Origin of the sequence: Pedobacter africanus, from assembly GCF_900176535.1 — a bacterium.
GTDB lineage: Bacteria > Bacteroidota > Bacteroidia > Sphingobacteriales > Sphingobacteriaceae > Pedobacter > Pedobacter africanus.
The window spans coordinates 465,517-488,830 of the sequence record NZ_FWXT01000001.1 but is presented as its reverse complement, the minus strand read 5'-3'; the positions used below and the strand labels follow the sequence as shown (position 1 = coordinate 488,830).

20 protein-coding genes are annotated in these 23,314 nt (G+C 45.0%); 12 read left to right on the top strand and 8 right to left on the bottom strand.

What is annotated here, in order from left to right; genetic code table 11:
- The first annotated feature begins 12 nt into the window (after positions 1 to 12).
- The 10 genes from B9A91_RS01740 to B9A91_RS01695 all read left to right on the top strand — a co-directional run bounded on the left by B9A91_RS01740 (position 13) and on the right by B9A91_RS01695 (position 7,398).
- Positions 13 to 1,299 carry a hypothetical protein gene (locus B9A91_RS01740; protein WP_084236702.1) on the top strand — a complete coding sequence of 429 codons (1,287 nt, stop codon included), beginning with the start codon at positions 13 to 15 and terminating at the stop codon, positions 1,297 to 1,299.
- Positions 1,300 to 1,301: 2 nt separating this feature from the next.
- Positions 1,302 to 1,814 carry a hypothetical protein gene (locus tag B9A91_RS01735; RefSeq protein WP_144008824.1) on the top strand — a complete coding sequence of 171 codons (513 nt, stop codon included), beginning with the start codon at positions 1,302 to 1,304 and terminating at the stop codon, positions 1,812 to 1,814.
- Positions 1,814 to 2,227 (top strand): SET domain-containing protein-lysine N-methyltransferase, encoded by a 414-nt coding sequence (locus B9A91_RS01730; protein ID WP_084236700.1) that lies wholly within the window; start codon positions 1,814 to 1,816, stop codon positions 2,225 to 2,227. Before B9A91_RS01735 ends, B9A91_RS01730 begins: the two co-directional genes overlap by 1 nt.
- Complete coding sequence (locus tag B9A91_RS01725; RefSeq protein WP_084236699.1) at positions 2,224 to 2,619, top strand: SET domain-containing protein-lysine N-methyltransferase; 396 nt, start codon at positions 2,224 to 2,226, stop codon at positions 2,617 to 2,619. Before B9A91_RS01730 ends, B9A91_RS01725 begins: the two co-directional genes overlap by 4 nt.
- 90 nt (positions 2,620 to 2,709) lie before the next feature.
- Positions 2,710 to 3,006, top strand: a complete 297-nt coding sequence (locus tag B9A91_RS01720) for a hypothetical protein (protein ID WP_084236698.1) — start codon at positions 2,710 to 2,712, stop codon at positions 3,004 to 3,006.
- 72 nt (positions 3,007 to 3,078) lie between these two features.
- Positions 3,079 to 3,552 carry a VOC family protein gene (locus tag B9A91_RS01715; RefSeq protein ID WP_235012391.1) on the top strand — a complete coding sequence of 158 codons (474 nt, stop codon included), beginning with the start codon at positions 3,079 to 3,081 and terminating at the stop codon, positions 3,550 to 3,552.
- A gap of 222 nt (positions 3,553 to 3,774) precedes the next feature.
- Positions 3,775 to 5,070 carry a spondin domain-containing protein gene (locus B9A91_RS01710; RefSeq protein ID WP_084236697.1) on the top strand — a complete coding sequence of 432 codons (1,296 nt, stop codon included), beginning with the start codon at positions 3,775 to 3,777 and terminating at the stop codon, positions 5,068 to 5,070.
- A gap of 168 nt (positions 5,071 to 5,238) precedes the next feature.
- A complete protein-coding gene (locus B9A91_RS01705) occupies positions 5,239 to 6,090 on the top strand; it encodes a helix-turn-helix domain-containing protein (RefSeq protein ID WP_084236696.1) in 852 nt (283 codons plus the stop codon).
- 2 nt (positions 6,091 to 6,092) lie between these two features.
- Entirely contained in the window at positions 6,093 to 6,716 is a 624-nt protein-coding gene (locus tag B9A91_RS01700) for a peroxiredoxin-like family protein (protein ID WP_084236695.1), read from the top strand.
- Positions 6,717 to 6,831: 115 nt separating this feature from the next.
- Positions 6,832 to 7,398 carry a GNAT family N-acetyltransferase gene (locus B9A91_RS01695; RefSeq protein WP_084236694.1) on the top strand — a complete coding sequence of 189 codons (567 nt, stop codon included), beginning with the start codon at positions 6,832 to 6,834 and terminating at the stop codon, positions 7,396 to 7,398.
- Here the strand turns inward: B9A91_RS01695 and B9A91_RS01690 are convergent.
- A complete protein-coding gene (locus tag B9A91_RS01690) occupies positions 7,316 to 8,581 on the bottom strand; it encodes a dicarboxylate/amino acid:cation symporter (RefSeq protein WP_084236693.1) in 1,266 nt (421 codons plus the stop codon). The genes B9A91_RS01695 and B9A91_RS01690 overlap by 83 nt on opposite strands.
- A gap of 194 nt (positions 8,582 to 8,775) precedes the next feature.
- Here B9A91_RS01690 and B9A91_RS01685 point away from each other — a divergent pair, with 194 nt between their 5' ends.
- Together B9A91_RS01685 and B9A91_RS01680 are read left to right on the top strand one after the other, a co-directional pair.
- A complete protein-coding gene (locus B9A91_RS01685) occupies positions 8,776 to 10,908 on the top strand; it encodes an ATP-binding protein (RefSeq protein WP_084236692.1) in 2,133 nt (710 codons plus the stop codon).
- 124 nt (positions 10,909 to 11,032) lie between these two features.
- Entirely contained in the window at positions 11,033 to 13,243 is a 2,211-nt protein-coding gene (locus tag B9A91_RS01680) for a beta-N-acetylhexosaminidase (RefSeq protein ID WP_084236691.1), read from the top strand.
- A 31-nt stretch (positions 13,244 to 13,274) separates the two neighbouring features.
- Here B9A91_RS01680 and B9A91_RS01675 read toward each other — a convergent pair whose 3' ends face one another.
- From B9A91_RS01675 to B9A91_RS01645, 7 genes are all read right to left on the bottom strand, one after another.
- A complete protein-coding gene (locus tag B9A91_RS01675; protein ID WP_084236690.1) occupies positions 13,275 to 15,503 on the bottom strand; it encodes a chondroitinase-B domain-containing protein in 2,229 nt (742 codons plus the stop codon).
- Entirely contained in the window at positions 15,503 to 16,897 is a 1,395-nt protein-coding gene (locus B9A91_RS01670) for a RagB/SusD family nutrient uptake outer membrane protein (RefSeq protein WP_159451609.1), read from the bottom strand. The genes B9A91_RS01675 and B9A91_RS01670 overlap by 1 nt, the downstream gene beginning before the upstream one ends.
- A 10-nt stretch (positions 16,898 to 16,907) precedes the next feature.
- On the bottom strand, positions 16,908 to 19,955 hold the full coding sequence (locus tag B9A91_RS01665; RefSeq protein ID WP_084236688.1) for a SusC/RagA family TonB-linked outer membrane protein: 3,048 nt from the start codon (positions 19,953 to 19,955) through the stop codon (positions 16,908 to 16,910).
- A gap of 61 nt (positions 19,956 to 20,016) precedes the next feature.
- The gene (locus B9A91_RS01660; RefSeq protein ID WP_084236687.1) at positions 20,017 to 20,769 is read right to left on the bottom strand and encodes an SDR family NAD(P)-dependent oxidoreductase; all 753 of its coding nucleotides are present in this window, start codon (positions 20,767 to 20,769) and stop codon (positions 20,017 to 20,019) included.
- Positions 20,770 to 20,780: 11 nt separating this feature from the next.
- Entirely contained in the window at positions 20,781 to 22,067 is a 1,287-nt protein-coding gene (locus tag B9A91_RS01655; RefSeq protein WP_084236686.1) for an MFS transporter, read from the bottom strand.
- Entirely contained in the window at positions 22,064 to 22,948 is an 885-nt protein-coding gene (locus B9A91_RS01650) for an alpha/beta hydrolase (protein WP_084236685.1), read from the bottom strand. Before B9A91_RS01650 ends, B9A91_RS01655 begins: the two co-directional genes overlap by 4 nt.
- Positions 22,949 to 22,967: 19 nt before the next feature.
- Positions 22,968 to 23,309, bottom strand: a complete 342-nt coding sequence (locus tag B9A91_RS01645) for a cupin domain-containing protein (protein ID WP_084236684.1) — start codon at positions 23,307 to 23,309, stop codon at positions 22,968 to 22,970.
- Positions 23,310 to 23,314: the final 5 nt, after the last annotated feature.

The window sequence follows — 23,314 nt, the reverse complement described above, 5'->3', positions numbered from 1 at the left end:
TAAATTCAACCTATGGAACGAATATGTACATTGATCTTTGCCACATTAATTGCAACGCTTGCTTTAACGCAACAGGTTAATGCACAAGATTGCCAGTCGTCCAAAGACCTGGAAACGCTTCCTGGAAAACAAATAGATGCTGCCCATTGCGAATGGCCACAAGAAAAAGCACATTGGCTGGATGCCCTGGGTACGGCAGCTAATAAATCTGCTGCCAATGCCATACTTACAAAAATTGAAATGCTCGAAAAACAAAGCCGTAGCCATTATAACCTAAGGGGCTGTGTGCTCAAAACCGCTTTTTCGGGTAATACCCCTACTTTGATTGCTGGCAAATATCCATTGGCAAGCTATGACCTTAATTTGGGTTGCTATGAATATATCTGTGTCAAAAATAAAATGATTGTCAACAGTGAATATGCGAATGTTTTTCGTGCGTACGTTAACCGTTATACAGGGATAGAAACTGCTTTTTCTTTTCAGGATGAGGCTTATTATTATGAAACTCCCAAAAAATACAATGGGCAGTTCATTGCTTTGTACAACTTTATCAAAATGGGTGCCTCTAAAAACGTGAACAGTGGCAAAGGCTTTTATCAGGATATTCCGGAGACAAGCGTAAAAGACGGTGATCGGAGTATATACATGACCCGCCATTGGTATTTTAACAAGCCCGGCATGTTATCTTTTGTGCCTGTTACGCGTAAAGAATACCTGGAAGCCCTTTTGGTTTATTATGAAAGAGAACGACTGCTCATAGCTGATAAAATAAAGGAGATCGAAGTGGAATGTGCAGGCATGATGAAAGACCCTCGCAAATACCCTCAGCTTTATGAAAACGGCAAACGTAACCTGATTGTAAGAAAGGCTAAGTATCCCGATTGGCAACAAAGGATAGAAACAAAAAAAGCCATAGTACAAAAGGCATTGAAAGAAAATACAGCCGAATGGTTGGCTCAGCCTGCCGTAGTAAAACCTAAGGCAGAGGTATTTTCTTGGAAAAAGAATTATGGCCCAGGTCAGAATGAAAATGTATCTATCGATACTTACAATGCAGATACCAAAGAGGATGCGCAAAGAACGGGTGCATTCACTTTTAGTGGTTTTTGGGATAACAAAGGTGGTGCAGTATTGTACAAATATAATCCCGATTATTTTAAGGGCTCAGAAAAAAAACCGGCAAAACCTTATATGATAGCGCTTACATACAGGTATGTAAAGACCACACTTGGGAAAAATCTGGTAGAAAACTTTACCCAAAATTTCGACTTCGATGCCATAAGGAATATGCTAGAGTAGGAATGTATCCTGCTATTAAGTTTTACTCAATAATCAAAAAAATCATGAAAAAAATCTTTTCAATTTTAGGCTCATTGTTATTTGTAACGGCAGTGAAAGCACAGACCGTAGTTAAAAAAGAAACGGTAAATCCGGGCAGTAGCCAAACCACCAGCAGTTCTGCCCCATCAAAAGATCCCAAAGCAGATCGTGTTGATCCAAAAAAAGAAGCTGAGGCTAAGTTAGCTGCAGAAAGAGCGGCTAAAGACGCGAAAATGGCACAACAAGCCGATGCAAAGACCATACCCGCTAAAGATCCCAAGGCAGATCGTGTTGATCCAAAAAAAGAAGCCGAAGCCAAGCTGGCTGCAGAAAGAGCGGCTAAAGACGCGAAAATGGCACAACAAGCCGATCCAAAGAGCATGCCCGCTAAAGACCCCAAAGCAGATCGTGTTGATCCAAAAAAAGAAGCCGAGGCTAAGTTAGCCGCAGAAAGAGCAGCTAAAAATGCCAATACACAACACAAGGGAAACTAATGCTGTTCAATAGAAATATTGATCAACCGTTGCATATAGAAGTAAGGGAAAGCCTGCTTCATGGACGTGGGGTATTTGCCAAAAGCAGAATACGAAAAGGGGTTCTTATAGAACAGGCTCCTGTTATTTTCTTATCAAAAGAAGAAAAAGAAACCTTAAGGTTTACCAAAATTTATCATTATTATTTTTTGTTAGGCAATCCTGAAAAACAAACTGCATTTAGTTTTGGTTATGCTTCATTTTACAACCATTCGGCTGAGGCCAATGCCTTTTATGCATTTTCCAGAAATAGAAATACCCTTAACTTTTATGCTTACAGAACAATAGAAGCCGGCAGTGAGATCACGATTAACTACAATGGTAAACCTAACGATAAAAGCGAGGTTTATTTTCCCAATTCTGATGAGCCATGAAGAAGAAACTATACCTAAAAACAATAAAAGGAAAGGGTAGAGGTGTCTTTTGCACCGCAACCCTTGCTGAGGGAGAAGAAATAGAAGTTTGTCCTGTTATTGTGGTCCCGGCCAAAGAATTTACGGCATTAAATGCCACTGCGCTGATGGATTATAGCTTTTATTTTGATAAAGAAGCAAATACGCTGTCTCTAACCATGGGCTTTGGCTCTATGTATAACCACAAGCAATATCCCAATGCCACTTATATACTCGATAGAGCAGAAAAACAGATGGTATTTACTGCTCATGAGCAGATAGAAGCACATACGGAAATAAGCATCAATTATGGGGGCGAGTATGGTAGGGATTATAGCAGATGGTTTGTAGACAGGGGAATAGACCCAATTTAGCCTAAAAATCATCTTTTTTAATGATTGACCAGCGCGTGAATTCGGCCTAATTTTATTAGCAGAAAAACAAATCATGAAAAATTAAACCCCATGAAAAAAGTAATTTTGATCTTTTTCCTCACCCTTGGTGTAGGAGGGATAGCGCAAGCACAGATTTTGAGCAAGCTCAAAGAAAAAACGAAAACTGCTGTAGGAAGTTCGGTAGACCGATCAACCGATAAAGTGGTAGACAAGGCTGTAAATAAGACAGCTGATAATGCTACAGACAAAGCAATAAACAAGGTAGGCGAAAAATTGAATAACCTGTTTAAAAAGAAAAACAAGAAAAACAAAGACACTGTGGCACCTGCAATTCCTGATACCAGTAAGGTAGCCATTAAACCATAAACACTGATTATTATAGATTATTTGATGAATTTAAAGCTATATTGTATGCAATTGTCATAGATATTAAAAATAATGAAGAAAATATTTATTTTGGCCATATTATCAGTGATCTTAAATCCGCTCCAAAAAACGATGGCACAACAGGCGACAGAAAAGAAAAAAAACATTGCAGTATTGAACCACATTGCCATTTATACGGCAGATTTGAAGAGCGCTACTGATTTTTACGCCGCTGTATTTGGGCTGGAACTGATTCCGGAACCTTTTAAGGACGGCCGGCATACCTGGTTTTCATTAGGGGCAGCGGGCCAGTTGCATATCATTCAGGGCGCAAAAACAAATATTCTGTACGATAGAAATGACCACCTTTGTTTTAGTGTGGCTTCTATAGAAGAATTTACACAAAAATTAACGGACTTGGGCATAGCTTATGAGAATTGGGCAGGCGTTCGGGGTACGATCACAAAAAGGGTAGACGGTATCAAACAGATTTATTTCAAGGATCCGGACGGGCACTGGCTCGAGGTAAATGACGATCATAAATGATCAGGAGATGAAAATAGACCACATCCACTACTTTTACAGTTGAAAATCTGTATATAAAGGCCCTAATCCTTCATTTCTTCCAATAAAAATATATATTAAATAACAGCATTCGGGAAATATAGTCATCTCAACGGGAAGTAGGGACATTGATACGCTCTCTCATTCCCGGTAGGTTTGTATTGTGATTTAAGCAATAGAATCGAAATAAAACTGAAAACGACAATGAAAAACGCAACAATTGGAAAAATAAGTGGGATGCTGGTGTTTACTACTGCTTTATTGTCCTTTACATCCTGTAAGAAAAGGGATGTTCAAATGGAGCAAATGCAACCTAACAGCATTACCATAGAAAATGTGCTAGCCAGCAAGCCTCTGGTGCAATCAGGAACTTTTATGGGAAGTGGTACGCCTCCGGTGATTTTTCCGGGGCAATCTGTAAGTTTTAGCTTTTATGCGGGGCCGGGCCAGTCGCTTAGCTTTGCCACGATGTACGGTTGGAGCAATGATCTGTTTTTTGCTCCCGAAAACCCCGGTATCAAATTGTATGATGATGCAGGTATGCCCATCACCGGAGATGTTTCCTCGCAAATAAAACTGTGGGACAACGGTACGCGCATCAACCAGGTACCGGGTATGGTGGTAACCCATCCAGGTGTGGCTGAGACATCACCTAAAAACATAACGGAAGTAGTGGGCACGGATGCACAGGGGAATACTTACTTGGCCGCATCACAGTTGATAATGGCAACTTTAGCTTATGATGGTAATTCAAAGTTTACGATTCGATTAACGAATAAATCGGGCGGAACAGCCAATGAAACACCATTAAGTCCCGGTGTATGGACTATTTCTTACAATTTGGGGGGCACCTTGCAAAATGCTATGCCTATATATACAAAAGGACAACTGACTGCCAATGGCCTTACCAATATCGCTGAAATGGGAGACAACTCAGTATCCAGCACCTACCTGACCGGAATCACCGGTATTTTTACACCGCTTTCACCAGTACTGATAGTAGTTTACAAAGGAAACGAAAATCCGTTCTATAAAGTTGGCGAGAAAGATCGCGGAGAGGGGTTGAAAAATCTGGCTCAGATGGGGAATGCAGATATTTTGGCTGAAGTGCTGCGCAAAAAAGCTGGTGTAAAAAGTGTATATGTGCTTAAAGAGCCTACCTCTACTGTACTATTACCTAAAATTGGAGCCGCTATGGGCGGCAAGGTAACACAACAGCTTACCGTTGCTCCTGGCGACCGGATAGCCATTGCAACCATGTATGGATTTAGTAAGGATTGGTTTTTTGCTACTAAAGACAATGGCATTGATGCGATGGCTAGCGGTGATGTAACTTCTTTAGTAGCCCTGTACGATAACGGTACCGCACTTGATCTATTTCCCGGAGCCGGTGGTGCAGCTCTTGCAGAAAGTAAAGCGATACAGGAAGTGCCAAACCCCAATGCTTATACTACACTTCCGGCAATCAATCAACTCATAAAAGTAACCTTAAATAAATAACAGGTTTTTCTAAGACCCATGTTTATGCGCATGACGAAAAAGGACATGCATGTACTGATGCCTGTAAAAAGGCAGAAATGCCTATGCCTAAAAAACCTAAAGCAGCATAGGATGCTTTATTAGTGTTATATTTACGTATAAGCACTATAACCGTTATGACTCCAAAAAATGGAACTATTATTTGAAGATAAAAAAACCGGTGGCTTTCTGATAATGAATAAAGAAAGCCCCGGTTTAAAAGGAGAGGGTATTCTGAAAAGCACGACCATCAATAGTATTGTTTACAATAAGAACGGCCCCCAAAAGGTAATAATAGATGAGGTACCTTATACTTTTAATAGCAACACAGTCCTTACCCTTATGGCCAATCAGCACTTTGTGTTTGAACGACCTGATTTATTGACGGCCTGGCAGTTTAATCGCGAATTTTACTGTATTGTAGATCATGATGTGGAGGTAGGATGCGTAGGATTTATTTTTTATGGTACCAGGCAGCCGCTTTTTACAGCGCTGTCTGATTTAGACAAAACGGAGATAGGGATAATTGAAAAGCTGTGTATTGCAGATATGAAAACCAAAGACCGGATGCAGGGGGAGATGCTTCGCACCATGCTAAAGCGCCTGATCATCAGTATTACCCGGATTGCCAGGAAGGCCTGCAACAATCCTGAACTTTCTGATGAAAAGCTGGATCTGGTACGTATGTTTAACCTGCTGCTGGAAGGTCATTATAAGAATGAACATGAGGTACAGTTTTATGCTCAGGCTTTAAATAAATCGCCCAAAACCCTATCTAATCTATTTGCATTGCTGGGTGTAGGTGCGCCTTCTAAATTGATAAAAGACAGGATCATCCTGGAAGCGAAGCGTTACCTGCAATACACAGATAAATCGGCGAAAGAAATAGCTTATTCACTGGGCTTTACCAGTCCTGCGCATTTCAGCCGTTTCTTTAAACAACATACCGGGGAAAATATTTTAGCTTTTAAGGGAACTGAAGTAAAACATAAATTTAGATAACAATGAACATTAAACAATTTATAACAGGGGCTGTAACGCTTGTATTTGCCCTTATAGGTGCGGCAAAAGCCCAGAACGTTTATCCGGCTAAAGCCGAGGACATAAGCCCGTTGCTTATTGGTGAGCAGCTTCCTTCTGTTTATTTGACGGATGCCGCGGGCAGTATTTTTGAACTGAATAAGGCGCTTGCTGCCAAACCTACCATATTGATTTTTTATCGGGGTGGCTGGTGCCCGTATTGTAATCTGCAACTGTCGGGCCTACAAGAGATAGAAGAAGGGCTGAAAAACACCGGTTACCAGGTAATTGCCGTTAGTACTGATAAACCTGACAATCTGAAGCAGAGTATGGAAAAAGGGAAACTGAGTTATACTCTGCTTTCTGACGCTGATTTGAACCTTGCCAAACAGGTTGGTATTGCGTTTAAAGCGCCTGAGGCCTATCAGAAAATGCTGGTCGGAACAACTGGTGGAAAAGATACAGATATGCTTTTGCCCGTACCTTCGATATTTATCCTGAACAGAAGCGGAGAGATCCGTTTTGAATATATTGAGCCTAATTTTAAGGAACGCATTAGTCCGGAGTTGTTGAAGGCTGTTGCGAAGGCTTTGTATAAGGATTTGTAGAGTAGTGGGTTCAAATGACAAGGCAGGCCACCTTCGGTTTTTGCGACAGCCTGGAAAACCATTAGGAAATCTACGTAAAGAAAATAGTTAAGCCGAGAGATCATATCTTTGTGGCATGTTACAGATCAAACTCCCTAAACTTCCGGATATTGAAACCGATAGACTATTACTGCGTAAGCAGCAGCTTTCCGATGCGCCAGCCTTATTCCAGCTGCGTACAAATCCTGATGTGATGCGTTATATCGATCGGCCGCGCCCCGAAAATGTCAAAGAATCGGAAGTATTTGTTCAAACCGTTAATGAGAATTTCAGTAAAGGCATGAGCCTGGTCTGGGCCATTACACTTAAGGAAGACCCGGAACATTTAATTGGCAATCTGGGCTATTGGCGTACCGATCTGGCCAACTACAGGGCAGAGCTGGGGTATATGTTGCACCCGGATTACTGGCGTAAAGGCATTCTTTCTGAAGCGCTGCGGGCTGTTATTGATTTCGGGTTCAATACAGTTGGCTTGAATTCCATCTGTGCAAACATCAATCCGGAAAATGATGCGTCGAGACAGCTGCTGCTTAAACATGGCTTTATCAAAGAGGCTTATTTTAAGGAAGACTATTATTTTGAAGGAAAGTTTCTGGATAGCGAGATTTATGGTCTGCTTGCATCCACTTCTTCCCTTCGGTAAACCTTGCTACCAGCATAGATGCTACCGTATCTCCGGTGGCATTGAGCAGGGTTGCCATCGGGTCTACCAGAGTGCCAATGATCATGGCCGGTGGCAGCGCCTCTATAGGCAGGCCATAGGCAGAGATGAAGAGCAATTCGCCCACATATCCTCCGTTGGGGATGCCACCTTCTACAATGCTCACCAGAACTGTCATGCCCAAGGCAAGGATGATGGCATCGGCTGTATTAAAGCTTTTGCCAAACAGGGCAAAAACAACGGCCATTTTAACAATGGAAGATATACTTGAACCATCTTTATGTAATGTTGCACCAAGGGGAATGGTTACATTGGCGATATATTCTGGGATGCCCATTTTCTTTGAGGCCTCCAGATTGGCCGGAATGGTAGCAATACTGCTGCAGGTGCCCACCGCAGTTGCAGAAGGGATAAGGTTATTTTTCCAGTATCTTTTGATGCCCTGAATGCCCCCCGCAATAAAAGCATACGCGCTAAACAAGACAATAAAATAGAAAGCGCCGAAGCCATAATACAGTCCCAGTGATTTGGCATAGGTGCCAAACAGCTGCGGGCCAAATACGCCTACCTGGTAGGCAAAATATGCGCCTAGTCCAACAGGGCCAAGTTTCATGATCAGGACAAATACCCCTTTGAAAACCTCGTTTCCTGAATGCAGAAAGCCTGCAAACTGATCAGCAGCTTTACCCGCCCTTAAAGTAGCAAAACCTATTATGAGCGAAAAAATGATCATGGCCAGCATGCTTTTCCTGGAAAGCAGCTCGTAAAATTCTGTTGTGGTAAACAGTTTGGTGATTTGCTCCGCAAAAGGGCTTTCTTCTACTTTTTCTGTAAGCTGTACACTGCTTAAGGATTCATGGATGGGAAATATTTTAACAGCTATTATGGTCAGTGTGGCCGAAACAAGTACGGTGCCTAAAAATACGATGGCAGTAACGCCCATCATGCGGCTCAGCTTATCAGAAGGTTTGATGTTGGCAATAGCAGAGGCAATGGCGAAAAAAACAAGCGGAATAACTGCGGTAAACAAGAGGTTCAGGAATATATCGCCTACAGGTTTTAGGATTTCCACCTTTTTCCCAAATGCCAGACCCGCAATACTGCCCAGTGCAATGCCACTGAGTAACCAGATGATCCCGCTGTAGTTCTTTAAGCTCCCTTTCATTGGCTATTTTTTAGACATCAGGTTTGTTTCAGAAAAAAAATATTTCTTTTTTAAATATATCAAATATTAATTGATAGCCAAGGTGTTCATGAAAAAGTAAAAAAACAGGTTTTTTTGGCATGCTTATTGGCGCGATGCTGAACATAGCTGGTTAAAATTATTAATTTATAGATGAGGTCTTTTTTATATACTCAATGAAAATAAAACAACGTTCTTTTCTGATCATATTTGCAGTCATTGTAATTTTTATTGGTTTTCTTTTCAGGAATTCGATTCTGCAGAGAGCTGAACAAAAGCAAATCCTGAATACCCTCAGTGAACTGGAGATCAATAACCAGCAGATCTCAAAACTGGATACGATTACCTTAAGCTTGCAGGCAGCTGAGAACAATTTCAGGATGTACACTGCCTTGTGGAACCCTGAATATTTTTTGAAATATACCACAGAAATAAAGCATATATCGGGCCTGTTGTCTGAACTGGCCGTAAAAGATCAGGATAACATTTCGGGTATTGTGGGCGATTTGAAAAGCAAACGCCGGCAAATGCTGCTTTACGGGGAAATAAAAAAACTGGCCGACTCGATCACCAATATCAACCTGCAGTTGAGTACGGCCAATATTAGCAAAAGCCTGCTCCCTGTAAAAACCTTTCCAAAACCTGTGGTAAAGAAAACCGTAGAAGTAGAGGAGATCAAGTCTGAACCCGTTGTTCAAAAGAAGAAATTTTTTCAGCGTTTGAAAAATGCCATCTTGAACAAACAGGAGCCTAAAGATACTGCTACCATCCGGAAAACGGAAACCACCTATGAGCCTGTAGAAGCGGGCATTGAGGCTTACAATAAGAAACAGGTAGAGCGGATAAGCGCTTATTACAAAGGCTTACTGGAGGATCAAAAACGCAATCATGCCCGGCTGACGGATAAAGAGCAGACTATTCTGGTATTGAATGAGCGTATTTTTGAACACATCAAACAATTGTTTAAGGAGTATAAAGACAATTCTGCCATAGTTGACGACGCGAGAAAGCTGGCACTTAAAAATAAGGCCAAAAATTCGCTGGATACCATAGACCGTTCGGGTAAACTCAATTTCCTGATCAGTGTACTGGCTTACCTTGGCATCATCTTTATGCTGTACAAGCTTTACCGTGCATATGATAAAACCATTAAGGCCAACCAGCTTGCAGCAGAGCAGGTGGCCAGCAAATCGAGGTTTTTTACCAGCATCAGCCATGAAATGCGCACCCCTTTAAATGCTATCATGGGGGTGTCAGAGCAGTTGAAATCTACCCCGTTAAATGAAGACCAGCGTGCGATGTCTAAATTGCTGGATAATTCTTCGTCCATGCTTTTATCGGCCGTAAATGAAGTGCTTGATTTCTCCAGGCTGGAAACGCGGAAACTTTCGCTGGCCAAAACGCCTTTCCGGTATAAACGGATCTTAAATGAAGTTGAGGGCACCACCAAAGTATTGGCCGATCAGAAAAAACTAAGCCTGGAACTGCTGCAGGAGGGGGCTCCCGATCTGCTGCTGGATGGCGACCCCTACCGTTTGAAACAGATTGTGACCAATCTGACAGCGAATGCCATTAAATTTACAGACAAAGGGAAGGTGAGCATTGAGGTAGAGGTAAAGCCAACGGAGGAAAAGCATGTACTGCTGTTGATCAAAGTAAAGGATACCGGCATCGGCATAGCTGCAGAAAATATCCCGCTGATATTTAATGAATTCTCGCAGGTGATCCATTCTAAACGGAATGACTGGCAAACCGGTTCAGGGCTGGGTCTAACCATCAGCAAAAAACTGGTAGACCTGCATAAAGGTAAAATTGAAGTGCAAAGCACACTCGGAAAGGGGACTACCTTTAGCGTCGAACTGCCCTACTGGATTGCTCCTGAAGAAGAAGAAAACCTGGACCTTCAGCAGGAACAGGTCATCAACAGCGACCGCTTTAAAAATATTCATGTACTGGTGGTCGACGATTCTGAGATGAACCTACTGGTGATCAAGATGATCTTTAAAAAGCTGGGGATCAGTTACGATACGGCTGAAGGTGGAGCGGATGCACTGCAGCATATAGAAAAGAAAAGGTACGATTTGGTGCTTACCGATATACAAATGCCGGAAATGGATGGAATGGAACTTACCAGAAGGATCAGGGCAAATGCCGATCCTAAAAAATCTAAAATACCAGTGATTGCAATTACCGGGCAGATTTCTCCCGATTTCCATGAAATGTACCTTGCTGCGGGTTTGAACGATTACCTCATCAAGCCGATCTCAGAAATGGAGCTGAAAGAGAAAATACTGGATTACATTGTGTAAAAATTGCGCAAACGGTTGTTTTGTGCGATGCAAACGGTTGTGTAAACCTTATCGATTTTAAGCGGATGTTTTTTGGTTAAATAATTCATTAATATTGTTTTACCACTAAACAAAACACAACCAAATGATGAAACTAAATAAATGGCTGCTGCTTGTTACGTTATTGTTTGGCGTACTGCGCTCAACTGCACAATCAGATATTATCCCCCTTCCCAAAAACATCAAAACAAACGGCAGTTCATTTACCTTAAATGCCACCACTAAAATTTATTACGAAAAAGGCCTTAAACAGCAGGCCGAATTGCTTCAGGCTGCATTGGCACCGGCAACCGGTTTCGGTTTTAAGCTTGCTGAACTAACAGGTGCCATGCAAAACGGTATTGTAATGCGTTTTGATAAGTCGTTTGCCGCCAATAAAGAAGGTTATCGCCTAAGTGTAAGCAATAATCAGGTCAGTATAAACGGGGCTACCCAGGCAGGTGTATTTTATGCAACTCAAACGCTCCTGCAAATGCTGCCACCGGCTATTTTCGATACACACCTGCAAAAGCAACAAGTATGGAAAGTGAAAGGAGCTGATATAGAAGATGCCCCTCAGTATGTTTGGAGAGGCATGATGCTGGACGTGGCCCGCTATTTCTTCAGTAAGGAATATGTGTTGAAGTTCATAGACATGATGGCTATGTACAAACTGAATGTGTTGCACTTTCACCTCGTAGACGATTCCGGCTGGAGGCTGGAGATCAAAAAATATCCTAAACTCACTTCGGTAGGCGCCTGGAGCGGTGTGGGGGCTGAGCGTCAGGGAGGTTATTATACGCAGGAAGACATCAAAGAGATTGTGGCCTATGCTACTGCGCGTAATGTAGACGTGATTCCTGAAATTGAACTTCCGGCGCATGTGCTTTCGGCCGTTGCATCTTATCCGTATCTGTGCTGTACGGGCGAACAGTATATTGTGCAGACCCAGCATTCCATCAGCAGGGAACTGTATTGTGTTGGTAAGGAGTCGACTTTCGATTTCCTGGCGGATGTATTTGCCGAAACTTTTGCGCTGTTCCCTTCAAAGTACATTCACATTGGTGGTGATGAAGCAAAATATGACCGCTGGAAGGCTTGTCCGCATTGCCAGAAACGCAAGAAAGAGCTGAACCTGAAAGAAGAAAAAGAGCTGCAGGTATATTTTAATGCGAGGGTACAGCAAATGGTTAAAAAGTACGGTAAAACCATTGTGGGCTGGGACGAGATCATTGAAGACGGCCTGAAAGATAAAGCTGTGGGTATGATCTGGCACAATAAAGAAAAAGCACTGAAAGCTGTAAGTGCAGGGCATTATTCGGTGATGAACCTGTCCGACTACAGCTATTTTGATGCGCCTGAAAGTGACATCCCCGGAGAGCTGAAAGCAGCCACTTGGATCAAGCCCATTTCATTGGAAAAAGCTTATTCCTTAAACCCTATGTTAAACGGACTGGATGAAAAGTACCGTCCGCAGATATTGGGTGCAGAAGGCTCTTTATGGTCCGATCAGTTTATTCACGGCACCGTGTTGCAGGAGCTCAGGCTGCTGAATGAAAACCGCTCGGAGAAATATTTTGATTACCTGGCCTTTCCAAGGATGGCGGCTTTGGCCGAGGTTTGCTGGACCCCGGTGAAAAAACAAAACTGGCCGGATTTTGAACAGCGAATCCGGACGCACTACCAGCGCTACGATTACGCAGGTTATGGCTATCGTGTGCCAGTGCCTAAACTGGCCAGCAATGAAAAAACTGCGGATGGCTATGTGCTGAAACTGGAAAACCTGGTTGAAGGTGCTGAAATCCGTTACAGCACAGATGGCAACAGGGCTACACCTTTTTCGCCGGTTTATACTGGTTCGGTTAAGGTAGCTAAGCTGAGCGACTTTTATGCTATTACGGTGGTGAACCGCAACCAGTACTCGCTGCCATTGTATTTCCCTGAAAAGTATGACAGGTTTAAACCTTACGGGCAGTTGCTGCGGGAGTGGGTTCCATCGCAGATCAAGGGAAAGGAATATGCTGATTTGGAAATCAATGCTACCGGAAAGGTAACAGGCAACGGAACTTATCAACTTTCGTTCTGGTATACCCAGGGAGCTTCACGCCTGGATATACAGGGCATAGAGGTCTTTAAGAACGGCGTGAAAATAGGAGAGGATATACATGAAGGTTACACCGGTAAGGCCGCTAAAGACAACATTTACAAGTTCAAAATAAATGATTACGAAACCGGTGCGGCCTTTACCGTAAAAGCTAAGGTGCGTGGAGAGATCAGTAATGATGCTGCCGGTGCAGTGTTTTTGAGGAAAGAATAGACAATCGGCCGGTCGCAGGACCGGCCGGTATTTATGGCAATTTTTTAAAGGTATTGTTGCTGCCCATGGCTTTGTTATAAAAGGATTCTACTTTGCCCGACTCATAGAAATTACAATAATCTACCAGGATATTGTCCCACCTGTATTCCTGGAACTGTATAGATCTGCCTCCTTGCCCGCTTTGCGAGAAACTGCAATGGGTAATGGAAGCCCGCTGTGCACCCACCAGTTTGATCACTGTGCCCTGCTCGCGGTTTTCCACTTCATTAAAAGTACAATGGTCTATGGTTACAAAGGGGCCTAAAGTACTTTCGTCATTTCCACCACGATAGATATTAATGGCGCCACTCAGCATATTGCTGAAGCTGCAGTTTCTGACGATGGTGTATTCCGCATTGTAGAAACCTTTATCGTCTTTTTCGGCGGAAAGATCGAGACCGGCACCCGACATGTTGTGAAATATCGAGTTGGTTACTACCAGGCTGTCTGCAAATGTGCTTTTTCCCGCCCTGAAAGCCCCGTTGTTGCTTTCGTTATAGTCTGAAAACTCGCAGTTGTCTATTGTCAGTTTGTAAGGCCTGTTCATGGGCAGGTCGGTAGACCTGATCCCGCCGTCGGCTGTTGCATAACTCTGATAAGTACCTTTAAAAGCCAGACCATTCAGTTGTAGATCGCCGCCATTTTCTATGCAGATAAAGGCCGGCAAGGACTTAAAGCTCGCATTCACCAATACCGGTCTGCCTTTGAGGTTTTTAGCTGCCATAATCACCAGTGGTTTACTTACCCTTATTTCTTCAAGCATTTTGTAAGTCCCCTCTTCGGTTAAAATAAGCGTATCACCTGCAATGGTCTTTTTGATGAGGTCGGGTATAGACCCGGCCCGTGCTGCAGTTACCAGAAAATGCTGTGGTTTTCTTGCCGGTACAGCAACCGCAGGTTTATACCAGGCTGCCCCGGTCTGTTCTTTCCTGATGAAAGGCATCCGTTTCAACTCGGCCCCATACTGTGCATCGTAAGGCAGCTCAATGCCTTGTACAGATATCGTACTCGGTTTTATCTTACTGAAGCCTTCAGGTATTTTTCCTCTGAAATCAACTCCCAAAGCATTTTCCGAAAAATGGATACCCCCGTTGTTATTGGCATCGGTAAAGGCCTGATCACCGTCCGTAACGATCAGGTTGCGTTTGAACGAAACGTTTTCCGGCCCCAGCGTCCGCTCTGCATCTTTGCCTGTGCCAAACAGGATGCTTTCACAACTGATAAAGCTGTTTTTTTCGATCAGTGCATCTTTTACCTGGAAATACCTGTTGAGCTGCGAGTTGGGTACGCCGTTCATTACGGCCAGGGTAGCCCTGAAATTGATGCCCTTAAGCTGGTAAAAGACATTGTTGATGACTTTTTGCTCTGGGTTAATGACCCTTACGCCACCGGTAAACGCCTTGTTGTTGCCAATGAAAAAATTCCCTTCTACCACATTACCAGAGCCATGCCGCAATACCAGTCCGCCTTCACATTCATAAAAGGTGTTGAAGCTGACCTTGTTTTCACCCGATTTAATGGATACCACTTCTACCTCGCCATTGCAGCGTTCAAAATAATTGCCGGTAATGCTGGTGCGCGAAGCACTTAAGGAATACCTGGCGACACCAATGCGTATGGTTTCGCCGCCGTTGGCACCAAAGCGCTGCCTGCCTTTAAAATAATTGCTGTCTATGCTGTGATAGTTCTGCTGACTGCGCTCATCGTCCAGCTCGGCTATAATGAGCGGACCTGCGTTCAGTTTGTTGACAAAAGTAGAGTGGTCTACCCGGTTGTGCCTGCCGTAAAAGGTAACCCAGCTGTCGGTTTTAAAGCGTTCGGGCTGGCTATAATCCTCGATTACGATATTGCTGACCCTGCAGTTGCTGGCCAGTATATCGTTATTGATGCGAAAGGAGATGATTTCCCTTTTTGGGCTATGGCCCCGCTTAAAATGAAAACCTTTAAACAAGAGGTATTCCCCGCCAAGCTGCACGTAAGATTGTCCGCTGAAAACCACCCCTCCCGGCGTTTGGGGAAGGATGCTGATAGGCTGCCTGGCCGTGCCTTTACCCTGCAGCTGTATGCCCGCATCAATCCAGGTCTGGTCTTTCAGATAGATGACATCGCCGGGTTTTGCTTTGGCTACAGCTGCTGTGAGCGCCGCGGGGTTATCTACAATAACGGAAGCCGAAAAGGCATTCAGGCTGAACAATAAAAGTGGGAGAAGGAGTTTTTTCATCAGTTGTAATCTGGGTTTTGCGTTAAGTTACCTTTGCTCAGGTCAATCTCTGTCTGAGGGATGGGGAAGATTAATCTATAAGCTGGCACACTGATATTCGGGTTCCCCGTAGCAGCAAGATAAGCATTTAGAATGGCAATTGTACTGCTTTGGTCCATTCTTACAAGGTCGTACCACCTTTCATTTTCAAAGCCGAATTCCAGCTTCCTTTCTTTGATTATAGCAGCCCGGGCTGCTTCTTTAGTACTGAGACCAACACTGTTGTATGTGCTGGCTACTGCCCTTAACCGAACTTCGTTTAAAGGCGTCAATACCTCGCTGTTTGGTGCCGTAAGCAATTCGTTTGATGCTTCTGCATACATCAGGAGCACATCTGCAAAGCGGATTACCGGGAAGTCGTTACCTGCATCCCTTTGCGGCGCTGTAGGATCCAGAAATTTGGTGCATAGGCCATTTGCTGCATTAAAGGTGCTGGCTTTCCTTACATCACCGGTCTCAAAAAGCGCCTGGTAAGGGGCCGAAGCTTTGACGTTCCTGGCATCGCCATTATTGGTGTATTCGTAAGAAAAGGAGTTGCCTTCGCCATTGGCACTGGCTTTATAACGCACTGCAAAAACGATTTCCTTGCTCATTTCAGAGGCTGTGCTGAAAATGGCAGCATAAGATGGGTTAAGCTGATAAGTGCTGCCCTTAAAATTGCTGCCGACCAATGAAGCCAGCTGCAGTTTAACATTCGGATAGTCCCTGAGTGTGAGGTAAACCTTGGCTAACAATGCCTGTGAAGCACCTTTGCTAACCCTTGCTACCTGCGCAGTTGGCCAGGATGGCGGGCAGTAATCAACGGCAGTCAGCAGGTCGGTCTTGATCTGATTATAGATCTCTGTTTTGCTGATGCGCTTGAACTTATCGAAGTCGTCGAATTTAATGGATGCGGTTAGTAAAGGCACATCGCCATACAGCCGCACCAGGTTAAAATACATTAGCGAGCGGATAAATTTGGCCTCGCCTTCAAAATACTTCTTTTTAACCGGGTCGCTTACGTTGTCGATGTATTTGAGCACCAGGTTACAGCGGGCTATGGTGTTATAAGCGCGCTGCCAGTAATCGAGCAGGAAAAAGTTGGAAGGGCCATCCCTGAAGAACTTAATAGCGCCCCAGTCGCCCTCCAGTGATACTCCAGAGGTATTATCGGCCCGTATTTCTGTAAGCTTAAATTCAATGTCGTATACTTTTTGCAATCCATCATAACAGGCAATTACCCCAGTTTCCACCTCTTCGGTATTGCGGTAATAATTCTGCTCTATCAAATTGGAGATTGGTTTTTCATCCAAAAACTTTTTGCAGCCGGTAAAGCTCAATACGACTACCAGGGCTGTTAATATGTTGTATCTCATTTCCGTAAGTTTAAAAGTTAGCATTGATACCAAAAGTGATGTTTCTGGTCACCGGCGCCGATCCACGCTGATAGCCATTTTTTAAAGGGTCGTCGGTATATTCGTTCACTCCTTCAGGGTTGTAGCTGGAATAACCTTTGGCAAATTTGTACCACAGGTTGGCCGTAGATACGTAAACCCGCAGGTTGCTGGCCTTAATGGCGCTCAACCATTTTGCATTCAGGGTATAACCTACATTTAGGTTGCGCAGGGCGATGAATGAAGCATCTTCTATGGCATAACGGCTTTCGGTTTTGTATTTGGTTTTGGCCTGCAGGTTGGCAGGAAGGCTCAGATAAGCCGAAGTACCCGTGGCCGAGAACTGGGTTTCGTAATAATTAGGGTCAGCATTGAACACACTGGCGCCCTGCGACCCTTGTAATACAAAGCTCAAATCAAAATCTTTGTATTTGAGGTTACTGGTCAGTCCCCAGGTAAACTTCGGGGTAGGTTGCCCAAGTACCACGCGGTCCAGATCGTTAACCACACCGTCGTTATTGATGTCGCGGGCAATGACGCGGTCGGAGTGCACATTGGTAGGCCAGAAATTTCCCCCTACCTCAATATCACTGTCGTACTCATAGCCATAGAACTGGACCAGCGGCTGGCCCACCTGTGCCAGAAAATAGTTGGGCCTTTTTGGATCGCCCACACCAATAATAGAATTGCTGTTGCCTAGGGCTTTTACTTTGTTTTTGTTTGTTGCCCCATTGGCACTTACACTCCATTTGAAGTTTTCCTGATCAATGATCTTTGCACCCAGCTCAATTTCCAGTCCCTGGTTTTCCACTTCTCCCACGTTGGTCCACACTCCGTTGCTTCCGGTAATGGTGTTGATGGGCAGGAAGAAGAGCAGGTCTTTGGTGGTAGAGCGGTAGGCATCTACCGTTAAGGTAAACCTGTTTTTCATGAAGGCGAGGTCGGCACCGGCATTGAAGCTGAAGCTGCGTTCCCAGCCCAGGTTGGGGTTATCGTAAAAGCTGGAGTTGAAGCCCAGGCTGGTGGCATCACCCAGTATGGCACCTACGGTATTTACGTTGGCAAAGGCCCTGTAATTCCCGATGTTGTTGTTGCCTGTGGCACCATAACTTGCCCTTATTTTTAAATCGTTCACAAAAGCTGCTGCAGGATAAAAACCTTCATTGCTTACCCGCCATCCCAGGGATGCTGAAGGGAAGTAACCCCAGCGGTTGTCCTGCCCAAACCTGGAACTGCCGTCCCAGCGGGAGCCTACAGACAAAAGGTATTTGTTGTCGTAAGCATAGTTTGCCCTGAACAGCACCGAGGCCAGCGCACTACGCTCTTCTGTTGAGCTCAGGGAGCTTAAGGTTCCGGCGTTAAGGGTAGGGATATCGTCTGTCGCAAAATTGGTAGCTGCAGAATTGCTGCTGCTGATTTTAGTAGATTGTGCGGTAAAACCTGCAATTACATTGAGATCATGCTTACCAAAGCTTTTGGTATAGTTCAGTATGTTTTCGTTCAATACATCGATGGTCTGTGTATTGGCGAGTGTGCCCCGGGTAGAGGCCTGTGCCACTGCTGCGCCCTGCAGGAAAGGATCGCGCGTTGCCCATGATTTCTGGAAGAACTCATTTCTGGAATTGTTGATGAATGCACCACCCGATACTTTCAGGGAAAGCGCTTCGGTAAAGTTGTACTGTACATTGGCATTGGCCAGCGTTTTTACGGTATAAGTGGTGTTGTCGATACCATACAAATTGGCGTAGCCGTTGTTATTGGCTGTAGCCGAAAGGTTAATGCCTTTGTAGCGGGTATTGGCCGCGGGGTCAAATGCACGCTGGTGTACCAGGTTACCTACCGGTAAACCGGTGGCCTGCGATATGCTTTCCGTAGCATAGAGCGGCAGCCAGGTAGCAAAGCTCCGCAGCAGGTCGTGTATTTTATAATTCGGGGTTTGCTGCACGGTGTAGGAAGGGGTAAGGCTGATGCCGATCTTCCATTTCTTGTTCGGCGTAATGTCTACATTGGCTTGTCCGCCGTAGCGTTTGTAATCGTTGGTTACAATAACGCCCTTATCCAGAACTGCTTCGCCCGAAACGTAGTATTTAACGTTGTCGCTGCCACCGCTTACATTGGCCTGCAGGTTTTGAAAAGCCCCTTTTCTGAAAACAATATCCTGAGGATCTAGCGGTACATCATATTGCTGTGCAGCAATAATTTCGGCCGACAGGTTCCCATTGTTAACCGATTTGACATGAGCTGCCCATTGAGAAAGGGTAGGAAAGTCGAGCCTGCGGTACACATCTTTAAAACCGGCGGAAGTATTTAAGCCCACTACCGTTTTACCGTTTTTACCGGATTTAGTAGTGATGAGGATAACCCCATTTGCACCGCGCGAGCCATAGATGGCTGCCGATGCCGCATCTTTCAATACCTCTATACTTTCCACATTGTTCATGTCAACTGCCGAGAGGTCGGTAGGTACCGGGTAACCATCAATGACGATGAGCGGATTGGTACCCGCAGTAATGGAGGCGGCACCACGGATCTTGATGACCGGAGCAGCACCTGCGGTGGCGTCTGTAGTTTGGATCTGCACACCGGCAAGTTTACCGGCCAGCGCCTGATCGGCCCTGGAAACCGGAATCTGGTTCAGGTTGTCGTTGTTGAGCTTGGCAACCGAGCCGGTAACCGAAGATTTCTTTTGCGTTCCATAACCAATCACTACTACAGTGTTCATGGTATTTTCCTGTGGTTCCAGGCTGATGGTAATGTTTTCGGTTTTGGTTACAGCATAGGTTTTGGGCTGATAACCCAGGTAATTGATAAGCAGGATCTGACCGGTTTCCACGCTCAGTGAAAATGCGCCCTTCTCGTCGGCTACAGTACCTTGCTTGCTGCCTTGTACGGTAACAGATGCACCGGGCAGTACACCGCCCTGTTCGTCTTTAACAATACCCTGAACAGTTACTTTGGTTTGAGAGAATGCCGGTTCCAAAAACAAAAAACAGGACAATACAATGGGGAGTATACCCCGTAAGTAAACTTTCGAATTCATAACGATATGGATTTATATTTGGTAATGCAGGAGGCTTAGACCTCCTGCAAGTATTTTTAGGTTAAGAAAAATTCAGGCCGCCATTGATGTCAATGTTGGCACCTGTAATGTAGCTGGATTGATCGGAAGCCAGGTACACCACCAGGTCGGCCACTTCCGATGCCGTCCCTTCCCGCTTCAGCAAGGTAGCGTTGGCTACGTTAACCCTTACCTCGGGCTTACTGAAAGTATCGTGGAAAGTAGTGGCAATCATTCCCGGCAGTACCGCATTTACGCGGATATTTTTAGGTCCGAGCTCCTTGGCCAGGGAACGGGTATAGGTCATGATCCCACCTTTTGCCGTAGCATAGGCACTGGCGCCTGGTCCGCCGCCGTCCCTTCCCGCCAGGGAAGAAAGATTGACTATAGCTGCGCCCGATGTCATGTAGGGAATGCAGGCTTTGCAGGCCAGGTATACACTTTTCAGGTTCAGGGCCATCACCTCGTCCCAGAAGGCTTCGTCGAGCTCAAGGGTAGGTTTCCTTGCCACCATGCCGCCTGCAACATTGGCCAGGATGTGGATCTCATCGCCAAAGGCTTCCCTTGCTGCGGCTACCAGCTGGGTCACATCGGCCGATCTGGTTACATCGCCTTTAACAATAATGGCTTCGCCGCCATTGTCCTTTATCATTTTTAAGGTTTCTTCTGCATTGGCAGCATTGCTGTGGTAATTGATGACCACTTTGGCCCCTTCCTGGGCCAGTTGGACTGAAACTGCCCTGCCGATATCCCTTGACCCGCCGGTTACTATTGCAATTTTATTTTTTAAACGCATATTCTGAATATTTATTGATGAATTACTTTTTTAGCTGTGATGTATTTGATGCATATCCATGTGATGGGTACCAGCACTGCTGCCAGTACAAAAAAGGATACATAACTTGTTTTGGTGATGATAGGGACAGCCCAGGTAGTGAGCAATGTGCCTGCTACCGCTGCAGTGCCGCCCATGCCTGCTACAGTACCCACGTTTTTGCCATGGAAATAATCGCTGGGGAGGGTCTGTATGTTGCCGATCAGGAACTGAAAGCCAAACAGGGTAGTACCTATGAGCACCATAGCCAGTGTAGGGCTATCTTTCAATCCGTCCAGGAAATAAACAATGACCGTTAGTGAAGCCAGCATAACGATGCAACCCAGCGTAATGGAATTTTTTCTGGCCTTCACCGCATTAAGGCCCCGTTTTACCTGCCGGGAAGAATGGTAGCCACCGGCCAGACTGCCTATGGCAGCAAAGAGGTAGGGCAGCCAGGTAAAGGCACCAATCTGTTTGATATCGAACAAAAACTGCTCTTTTAAGAAAGTAGGCAGCCAGGTCACGAACAGCCACCATACCGGGTCTATAAAAAACCTGCCGCTGATGATGCCCCAGGTATTCCTGAATTTCAGCAGTTCTTTCCAGCTCAGCACCTTTGTAGCTACGGCTTGTTTGCTGTCCTGCAGGTCGGTATCCAAAATGTGCTGCTTTTCTTTTTCAGTAAGCCATGGGTGTTTATCTGGGGCAGCCTTGTTGATCATCAACCAGGGGATCACCCAGATCAGTCCCAGTGCCGCAATCAGCACAAAGGTCATTTTCCAGCCAAAGGCTATATACAGCAGGGCAATAACAGGTGCCGATACCACTGAACCGAGTGAGGCACCTGCACCAAAGATGCCCTGGGCTATAGCCCTTTCTTTAGGAGGGAACCACTCTGCATTGCTTTTGGTGGCACCAGGCCAGTTGCCCGCCTCTGAAAAGCCCAGGAGGAACCTGAAAATGTTGAATGACAAAAGCGTACGCGCGAAGGCATGCAGGGCAATGGAAACGCTCCAGCTGATGATAGAAATGGTCATACCCAGTCGTGTGCCCACCGCATCCATCAGCTTACCGGTAAAGGTTTGCCCCAGTGCATAGGCAATCATAAAAAAAGTGGTAATGAGGGCAAGCGCACTTTTATTGTCGGCATCTGCAATGCCAAATTCCTTATAGATGTAGGGCCACATGATGTTGATGGCGCTGCGGTCAATGTAATTGATCACCGTTGCCACCGCAATCAACGCTATGATATACCACCTTAGTCCTTGAACTTTCATAAGCCAAGCCCTTTCAGAAAGTCCATAATTTTAGCGTTCACCATCTTGTTGTCTTCAGAAGAGAACTTGCCATGCTGTCCGCCTTTCACAGTAATGAACTCATTTTTTACGCCCAGCTCGTCTAGTTTTGCCTTAAGGGCAACAGACTGCTGGTAAGGTACAATGGGGTCGGCATCGCCGTGCACAATAAATACCGGCGGACTTGTCTTCTTAACCTGGTAAAGTGGGGAGACAGACCTAGCGAAGTCTTTATCCTTTGCCTTATCGCCCAGCCAGGCGGTGGCCGATTTGCTGGTTTTTATGGGGCCATATCCCCAGTCCCACACATCGGTTATGCCATATTTATCGATAATGGCTGCAACTTTAATGTTTTCTATGCCCCTGCAATTGGTATCAAAAATGTGGTCGTTTTCGAGCAACCCACCCATTAAGGCAAGGTGCCCACCAGCAGAACCACCCATAATGACGATCTTATTGGGGTTAATGTTCAGTTTTTTAGCATTGCTGATCAGGTAGATCAGGGCGCATCGGGTGTCTTCCACAGCCGCCGGAGCAGTAGCTACACCGGTTAAGCGGTAGGCAATATTGGCAACTGCGTAGCCTCTTTTAAAGAAGTCGCCAAAGCCCGTCTGGGATTCTTTGTTGCCCTTGTTCCAGCCGCCGCCATGGATATTGATGACCAGCGGACTGCCGCCATTTTTTACCGGCGGCAGGTACAGGTCCAGCTTGCCTTCCCAGCCATTTACCCTGGTATACACTACATTAAGCTGTTCAGTAAAGCCTGCAGGGTAGCTTACTTTTTTGATTACCTGTGCGGAATCCTGGGCAATAAGGGTCTGACTGGCCAAAAAAAGCCAGCAAATTAATGTAATATGTTTCATCTTATTTTAGCTTATAAGGTTAACTTTTAAGGAAATCTTCGCGGTGCGGAGAAAAAACATCTATTAAAATTCCAGGTTTAATGCATACACAGCCATGCCATACATGCGGGGGTGCGTAAAAGCCATCGCCTTTTTTGATGATCTTTTTTTCATCACCAATGGTCATTTCAAATACCCCGCTCTCTACATAGGTGACCTGCGAGTGGCGGTGTTCGTGCAGCACGCCTACAGCATCGGCCTCAAATTTTGCCTTCACCAGCATGATCTGATCGTCGTAACCATAAATCTGCCTTTTGATCCCGTTACCCAAATCTTCCCAGGGCGTTTCTTCATCTATTTGAAATAAATTGTTCTGTAACATGGCGT

Coding starts and splice junctions, on each gene's coding strand:
- B9A91_RS01725 (WP_084236699.1), top strand. CDS start 2,224: ATGAAGAAGAAACTATACCTAAAAACAATAAAAGGAAAGGGTAGAGGT.
- B9A91_RS01710 (WP_084236697.1), top strand. CDS start 3,775: ATGAAAAACGCAACAATTGGAAAAATAAGTGGGATGCTGGTGTTTACT.
- B9A91_RS01730 (WP_084236700.1), top strand. CDS start 1,814: ATGCTGTTCAATAGAAATATTGATCAACCGTTGCATATAGAAGTAAGG.
- B9A91_RS01700 (WP_084236695.1), top strand. CDS start 6,093: ATGAACATTAAACAATTTATAACAGGGGCTGTAACGCTTGTATTTGCC.
- B9A91_RS01670 (WP_159451609.1), bottom strand. CDS start 16,897: ATGAGATACAACATATTAACAGCCCTGGTAGTCGTATTGAGCTTTACC.
- B9A91_RS01690 (WP_084236693.1), bottom strand. CDS start 8,581: ATGAAAGGGAGCTTAAAGAACTACAGCGGGATCATCTGGTTACTCAGT.
- B9A91_RS01740 (WP_084236702.1), top strand. CDS start 13: ATGGAACGAATATGTACATTGATCTTTGCCACATTAATTGCAACGCTT.
- B9A91_RS01665 (WP_084236688.1), bottom strand. CDS start 19,955: ATGAATTCGAAAGTTTACTTACGGGGTATACTCCCCATTGTATTGTCC.
- B9A91_RS01655 (WP_084236686.1), bottom strand. CDS start 22,067: ATGAAAGTTCAAGGACTAAGGTGGTATATCATAGCGTTGATTGCGGTG.
- B9A91_RS01650 (WP_084236685.1), bottom strand. CDS start 22,948: ATGAAACATATTACATTAATTTGCTGGCTTTTTTTGGCCAGTCAGACC.
- B9A91_RS01645 (WP_084236684.1), bottom strand. CDS start 23,309: ATGTTACAGAACAATTTATTTCAAATAGATGAAGAAACGCCCTGGGAA.
- B9A91_RS01660 (WP_084236687.1), bottom strand. CDS start 20,769: ATGCGTTTAAAAAATAAAATTGCAATAGTAACCGGCGGGTCAAGGGAT.
- B9A91_RS01675 (WP_084236690.1), bottom strand. CDS start 15,503: ATGAAAAAACTCCTTCTCCCACTTTTATTGTTCAGCCTGAATGCCTTT.
- B9A91_RS01715 (WP_235012391.1), top strand. CDS start 3,079: ATGAAGAAAATATTTATTTTGGCCATATTATCAGTGATCTTAAATCCG.
- B9A91_RS01735 (WP_144008824.1), top strand. CDS start 1,302: ATGTATCCTGCTATTAAGTTTTACTCAATAATCAAAAAAATCATGAAA.
- B9A91_RS01680 (WP_084236691.1), top strand. CDS start 11,033: ATGATGAAACTAAATAAATGGCTGCTGCTTGTTACGTTATTGTTTGGC.
- B9A91_RS01685 (WP_084236692.1), top strand. CDS start 8,776: ATGAAAATAAAACAACGTTCTTTTCTGATCATATTTGCAGTCATTGTA.
- B9A91_RS01705 (WP_084236696.1), top strand. CDS start 5,239: ATGGAACTATTATTTGAAGATAAAAAAACCGGTGGCTTTCTGATAATG.
- B9A91_RS01720 (WP_084236698.1), top strand. CDS start 2,710: ATGAAAAAAGTAATTTTGATCTTTTTCCTCACCCTTGGTGTAGGAGGG.
- B9A91_RS01695 (WP_084236694.1), top strand. CDS start 6,832: ATGTTACAGATCAAACTCCCTAAACTTCCGGATATTGAAACCGATAGA.